Source organism: Thermaurantiacus sp. (assembly GCF_053487655.1).
In genome coordinates, this window is sequence record NZ_JBRCLD010000014.1 from 1 (window position 1) to 5,284 (window position 5,284).

Annotated in this window: 2 protein-coding genes; one reads left to right on the forward strand and one right to left on the reverse strand. The window is 62.7% G+C overall.

Translation table 11 applies throughout. The features are described from left to right. Positions 1-381: 381 nt before the first annotated feature. Entirely contained in the window at positions 382-1,347 is a 966-nt protein-coding gene (locus ACWIQA_RS01530) for a PEPxxWA-CTERM sorting domain-containing protein (RefSeq protein ID WP_448581303.1), read from the forward strand. A 45-nt stretch (positions 1,348-1,392) separates the two neighbouring features. On the opposite strand, the gene rpoC is transcribed toward ACWIQA_RS01530, so the two are convergent. Next, on the reverse strand, positions 1,393-5,284 hold a 3,892-nt coding region (rpoC, locus tag ACWIQA_RS01535), incomplete at its 5' end, for a DNA-directed RNA polymerase subunit beta' (RefSeq protein ID WP_448581304.1).

Here is a 5,284-nt window from a genome sequence, read left to right on the forward strand (position 1 = left end):
CCTTCACATAATTATAGTTGCCCGAGAAGACCGCCACGCGAAGCGGGCGGCCCGCGGGGCGTCGCTGCTGTTGCATCGCCTCCGCCATAGTGGGGCCCGCGCCAGGGTCAACGGGCTGTAAAAAAACTTACAACCGTAGAATCGCTCCACGTTGCAGATTCTTTCCTTTTTATTCCGTGTGTTAGTTCCGACCAGCGGCAAGCGGGGCAGAACGGAACCTGGATCATGTGTCGGCAGGGACAACAGCACGCCAGAATGTTACGTCTCTATCATGCAGAAAAACATGGGTTAATTCCTGTTGCTGGCTTGGCACGAAAATTGCAGGGCAGAGGAATGTCGGTCCAGCTTTCATGCCTGGATTCGACGGGAGGAGGCATGATAATGCGATATCTTCTTCTCGCGGCGACCGCGGTCGCCGTGGCGTCCGGCTCGCCCCTGCTCGCGGCCGGCACCATCACCAGCGGACCGTTCGTGGTCGGAATCGGAACCCATGGCGAACTCTGGGACCCGATCAGCGGGATCGGATTCCGTCGCCTTGCCGACGGCTACGACCCGCTCGCCCTCGGAACCCCGCGCGACAGCTGGGGGGTCACGACCTCGCTCGGCTCCGCCTGGGCCGACCAGAGTTTCGTCGGCCCGAGCGGGATCGTCAGCACCACCCACGTCTTCCTTGGCGCAAGCGCGACCACGCACACCGTCACCGCGGTGGGGGTCGATGTGCACCAGCTCTACACCTTCCCGCTGCCGCACATCGTCCGGATCGACCACCGGATCGTCAACACCACGCGGGAACCGCTCCGGCTCCTGTTCCAGCGCAACTGGGACGTCGACATCGCCCCGACCACCTTCTTCGAGAACAGCTTCGGGCCGATTTTCCCACCAGGGCTTAACGTGATCGACTCGAGCTACTACGGCTTCGAGCATCCGGACCCGGCAGTCCCCTACGGCTTCAGCTGCTTTGCCGGCTGCAACAGCGCCGGCGATCTCGGCGGGGGAATCAAGCTGGGGCTCGGGATCCTGGGCCCGAGCCAGAGCATCGCCTTTACTTATTGGTACGGGATCAACAAGGCAGCTTGGGACGGTCCCGTCGGCCAGAATGTCGACAGCCTGCTGCTCGATGCCTTCTCGGTTGGCTCGGGCTACAACATCGCCACCCAGAGCATGGATGCCGGGCTCTGGTTCGCGCCATTGGACCCGACAGGGAAGGTGCGCGGCCGCAACTCCGCCTTCATCGGGGTCGCCTACATCCCCGAGCCTGCAACCTGGGCAATGCTGATCGCCGGTTTCGGGCTGGTAGGCTTCGCCGCCCGCAGGCGCCGGGCCGCACAGGCGAACGTCACCGCCTGACGCGCGAAGGGGGTCCGCCAGCCAAAGGCTGGCGGGCCCTTCCTGTTATTCCGCCGCCTCGCTTGCAGCCGCGAGGGCCGCCTGCTGGGCGCGTAGTGCCGCATCGCGCGCCGACGCCGCGACCCGGAGACGCTCCATCGCGGCGCCGGTGCCAGCGGGGATGAGACGGCCGACGATCACATTTTCCTTGAGCCCATCGAGCCGATCGACCTTGCCCTGCACCGAGGCTTCGGTCAGCACCCGGGTCGTCTCCTGGAAGGAGGCAGCGGAGATGAAGCTTCGCGTCTGGAGCGACGCCTTGGTGATACCAAGCAGCACGGGCTTTGCTTCCGCCGGGCGCTTGCCCTCGGCCTCGAGCTTGCGGTTGACAGCATCGAGCTCGTCCTTGTCGACCTGCTCGCCCTTCAGGAAGGTCGAATCGCCATCGTCGGTGATCTCGACCTTCTGGAGCATCTGGCGGACGATGACTTCGATGTGCTTGTCGTTGATCTTGACCCCCTGGAGCCGGTAGACTTCCTGGATCTCAGCGCAGAGATATTCGGCAAGCTTCTCGACTCCAAGCACGTCGAGAATGTCATGCGGGTTCGCTGGACCATCGACCAGGAAATCGCCGCGACGCACAAGATCACCTTCCTGGACTGCGATGGTCCGGCCTTTGGGAAGCAGATATTCAACTGGCTCCGAGCCATCCTCAGGCCGGAGGATGAGCCGCTTCTTGGCCTTATAGTCCTTCCCCATCTCAACCCGGCCATCGACTTTGGCGATGATGCCATGATCCTTGGGCACGCGGGCTTCGAACAGCTCGGCCACGCGCGGCAGGCCCCCGGTAATGTCGCGGTTCTTGGCGGCCTCTCGCGGGATCCGGGCGAGCACGTCCCCGGCTTCGACTTCCTGTCCTTCCAAGACCGAGAGGATGGCACCGACCGGCAGCAGGAAGCGCCCAGCCTCGCCAGAGGCTGCGTCAAGAAGGGTGATCCGGGGCCGCAGCTCCTCCTTGGCACGGGACTTGAACTCGGAGACGACTCGGTTCGAGATGCCTGTGGTCTCGTCCACTTCCTCGCGCAGCGTCTGCCCATCGACCAGGTCCTGGAACTTGACCTTCCCGGCACGGTCGGTGATGATCGGCCGCGTAAACGGGTCCCAGTCGGCGAGCCGGTCACCCTTCTTCACTTGCTGCCCCTCGGTCACGGACAGGAAGGCACCGAAGGGGATCTTGTGGCTCGACCGCTCCCGCCCGTCGGCATCCACCAGTACGATTTCACCTCCAGTCGGCGCCATGGCAATCAGGCGGCCGCGGCTGTCGGTCAGCGTTGGCAAGTTGCGGAACATCACCCGGCCATCGACAGGCGCATCCACCGAGGACTGCTCCGAGACTTGGGCAGCACCCCCGATGTGGAAGGTGCGCATGGTAAGCTGGGTGCCTGGCTCGCCGATCGACTGGGCTGCGATGACGCCGACCGCCTCGCCGATATTGACTGGCGTCCCGCGCGCCAGATCGCGCCCATAACAGGTCGCGCACACGCCCCGCTCGGCCTCGCAGGTGAGTGGGCTGCGCATCTTCACTTCGACGACTCCGGCCTCTTCGATCAGCCGCACCTTCGCTTCGTCAAGAAGCGTGTCTCGTGCAAAGAGCAGCGCACCCGTCTTGGGATCAAGAACATCTTCGGCAAGAGTCCGCCCGAGGATCCGCTCGCCAAGCGTGACAATGGTGGATCCTCCCTCGACAATCGCTCGGGTGACGAGTCCGCGGAAAGTGCCGCAATCGAGCTCCGAGACAACACAGTCCTGGCTCACATCCACGAGGCGGCGGGTCAGATAGCCCGAGTTGGCTGTCTTGAGCGCCGTGTCCGCAAGGCCCTTGCGGGCACCATGAGTCGAGTTGAAATATTCAAGGACGGTCAGACCCTCCTTGAAGTTGGAGATGATCGGCGTTTCGATGATTTCGCCTGACGGCTTGGCCATGAGGCCGCGCATGCCAGCGAGCTGCTTCATCTGTGCCTGGCTGCCGCGGGCGCCGGAGTGGGCCATCATGTAGATGGAATTGACGGGCTGACCCGGTCGCTGGGCCGAGATCTCCCGCATCATTTCTGCAGCCACTTCGTCGCCGCACTTGGCCCAGGCATCCACCACCTTGTTGTATTTCTCGCCCTGCGTGATGAGGCCATCCTGGTATTGCTGCTCGAAATCCTTGGCGAGTGCGCGCGTGCGGTCGACAAGTTCCGCCTTCGACTTGGGAATGACCATATCATCCTTGCCGAAGCTGATCCCGGCCTGGCAGGCATAGCGGAAGCCCAAGGCCATGATCGCGTCCGCGAACAGAACCGTCTCCTTCTGGCCAGTGTGGCGATAGACGGTGTCGATGACATCACCGATCTCGCGCTTGGTGAGCAGGCGATTGACCGTCTCAAACGGGACCTTGTGTGATTTCGGAAGGCACTCGCCGATGAGCATGCGCCCGGGCGTCGTTTCCACGCGCTTCATGTAGGTGCGCCCATCCTCGTCCGTCTGGGGCACGCGAGTGACAATCCGGCTGTGAAGCGTGACCGCGCGCGCATTCAGGGCATGGTGCACTTCCGCCATGTCAGCCAAGAGCTTGCCTTCCCCTGGCTCGCCGTCGCGCTGCATCGAAAGATAGTAGAGCCCGAGCACCATGTCCTGGCTGGGGACGATGATCGGCTTGCCGTTGGCCGGCGAGAGGATGTTGTTGGTGCTCATCATGAGCACACGCGCCTCAAGCTGGGCCTCGAGGCTGAGTGGCACATGGACTGCCATCTGGTCGCCGTCAAAGTCGGCATTGAACGCTGCACAGACCAGCGGATGCAGCTGGATCGCCTTCCCTTCGATGAGCACAGGCTCAAACGCCTGGATCCCGAGCCGGTGCAGGGTCGGCGCCCGGTTGAGGAGCACCGGATGCTCGCGAATCACTTCATCCAAAATGTCCCAGACTTCCTTGCGCTCCTTCTCGACATATTTCTTGGCCTGCTTCAGAGTCATCGACAGGCCCTTGGCGTCAAGCCGCGAGTAGATGAAGGGCTTGAAGAGCTCGAGCGCCATCTTCTTCGGAAGGCCGCACTGGTGGAGCTTCAGTTCCGGCCCCGTCACGATGACCGAACGGCCCGAATAGTCGACGCGCTTGCCGAGCAGGTTCTGGCGGAACCGGCCCTGCTTGCCCTTGAGCATGTCAGACAGTGACTTGAGCGGCCGCTTGTTGGCGCCCGTGATGGTCCGGCCTCGGCGACCATTGTCGAAGAGCGCATCGACTGCCTCTTGCAGCATCCGCTTCTCATTGCGGACGATAATGTCAGGCGCGCGCAATTCCATCAGCCGCTTCAGCCGGTTGTTGCGGTTGATGACGCGGCGATAGAGATCATTCAGGTCAGACGTTGCAAACCGCCCGCCATCCAGCGGCACCAGCGGCCGGAGCTCCGGCGGGATGACGGGAATGACCGTCAGCACCATCCACTCCGGGCGGTTGCCGCTCTCAAGGAAGCTCTCGATGATCTTGAGACGCTTGATGATCTTCTTGGGCTTCAGCTCCGACTTGGTCGTCTCCAGCTCATCCAGAAGCTCGGCCTTCTCAGCCTCGAGGTCAAGGTCTTCCAGCAGCTTGCGAATGGCTTCCGCCCCGATGCCGGCAATGAAGCTTTCCTCGCCATACTGGTCCTGGGCGTCGAGATACTCGTCCTCGGACAGTAGCTGAAGCTTCTTCAGGGGAGTCATGCCCGGCTCGAGCACGATGTAGTTCTCGAAGTAGAGGACGCGCTCGAGATCCTTCAAGGTCATGTCGAGCAGCATCCCGATCCGGCTCGGCAGCGACTTCAAAAACCAGATGTGGGCAACTGGTGACGCCAGCTCGATATGCCCCATGCGCTCGCGGCGAACCTTGGCGACCGTGACCTCGACACCGCACTTCTCGCAGATGATGCCCTTGTACTTC

Coding starts and splice junctions, on each gene's coding strand:
- ACWIQA_RS01530 (WP_448581303.1), top strand. CDS start 382: ATGCGATATCTTCTTCTCGCGGCGACCGCGGTCGCCGTGGCGTCCGGC.